The 1,447-nt window shown below is 64.0% G+C and carries 2 protein-coding genes; one reads left to right on the top strand and one right to left on the bottom strand.

What is annotated here, in order from left to right; translation table 11 throughout:
• Nucleotides 1-70: 70 nt before the first annotated feature.
• A complete protein-coding gene (locus TVB01_RS16590) occupies nt 71-544 on the bottom strand; it encodes a hotdog fold thioesterase (protein ID WP_422457002.1) in 474 nt (157 codons plus the stop codon).
• Nucleotides 545-654: 110 nt separating this feature from the next.
• Here TVB01_RS16590 and TVB01_RS16585 point away from each other — a divergent pair.
• Nucleotides 655-1,447, top strand: a 793-nt coding sequence (locus TVB01_RS16585) for a DedA family protein (protein WP_422457001.1), incomplete at its 3' end; no start/stop codon positions are given.

The following is a 1,447-nucleotide window of genomic DNA, read 5'->3' as shown; positions in this document are numbered from 1 at the left end:
GTGGGGGTGTAACTCTGCGGGGATGACGGGGACAGCTGAAGGGGTGACAGTGCGGACCGACGGACCGGCATCAGTTCCGCCGGGCGGGATTCGGAATGGTACGTGAGCGTCCCCTGAATTCAGCGATGACCCGGGTGGAGCCGTCCGGTGATTCGGCGGTGACTTCAATGTCATAAACGCCGCTGCGGCCTGACGCTGCGCGGCGGCTGGCTTCTGCCCGGAGCTTGTCGCCGGCGCGGGCTGAGGAGATGAAGTTGATGTCGGCTCCGGCAGCCACGGTGATGGTGTCCATGTCAGCCAGCGAGTCCGCGCCGGAGGGGTTGCAGGCCAGGGCAAAGGCGGTGTCTGCGAAGGCGAAAACCATGCCGCCGTGGGCGATCGCGAAGCCGTTGAGCATCTCGGGACGCAGTTCCATGGTGGTCACAGCCGTGCCGTCGCCCAGGGAGACGACGTCGATTCCCAGCCATTCGGACGTAGCGTCCTGTTCCAGGATGGGGTGTGCCGGGCGCGTTTCGCGTGCAGCGGCGGTGACAGAGTCAGCCAATGGGATCCCTCACTTTTCATTACCGAATGTTCATTAGGTAATCCTGTGAGCGCTGTCACTGTCAAGTCGAAGAGCATCCGTGACGGCGTTCCCAGACTCTCTTGTGGCCCGTGGCTTACCCTGTGAAAGTGATCCTTGCCATGGCAGCGCCGGGAGCGCTGCAGCCTGTTATGTCCTCGCTTCTGCCGGACTGGCTCGATCCGCAGGTGTTCCTGTCGGACCCGGCGATCGGCCCCTGGGTGGTGCTGTTAATCTGCGGCATCGTCTTTGTGGAGACCGGCCTGCTGATTGGGTTCTTCCTGCCCGGCGATTCCCTGCTCTTCACCGCCGGACTGCTGGTGGCTACGGGTGCTATCCAGATGAACGTCTGGCTGCTGATCCTGCTGATTGCCCTGAGCGCCTTCGCCGGGGATCAACTGGGCTATTACATTGGCCGCAAGGCAGGGCCGGTGGTTTTCAACCGGCCCGAATCCCGATTCTTCAGCCGGGAAAACGTTACCCGCGCCGAGAAGTTCTTTGCCAAACACGGCGGCAAGGCGGTGGTCCTGGCCAGGTTCGTGCCCGTCGTCCGGACCTTCACGCCCGTGGTGGCCGGGGTGGGCCGGATGCATTACCCCACGTTCATTGCCTACAACGCCATCGGAGCGGCGGTCTGGGCCCTGAGTGTGACGCTGCTCGGCTATCTGCTGGGTGACAGGGTTCCCTTTGTCCGGGACAACCTCGACCTCATTGTCCTGGGCGTCATTGCGCTGACCCTGGCGTTCGTCGTCGTGGGGCTGTTCCGGCCGGGACACAGGCCGCGCGGCAAAGGAACCAAGGAACGTGCTGCACAGCCGGAGCCGGACCCGCTCCCCAAACCCATCATGAGACGGGATCCGGGTCTCCGGCCCCGCCCCATTCCCC

Source organism: Arthrobacter sp. 7Tela_A1 (assembly GCF_049311065.1).
Classification (GTDB): Bacteria; Actinomycetota; Actinomycetes; order Actinomycetales; family Micrococcaceae; genus Arthrobacter_B.
Note: the sequence above shows the minus strand (reverse complement) of the source record. Positions and strands in the feature narration are given on the sequence as shown.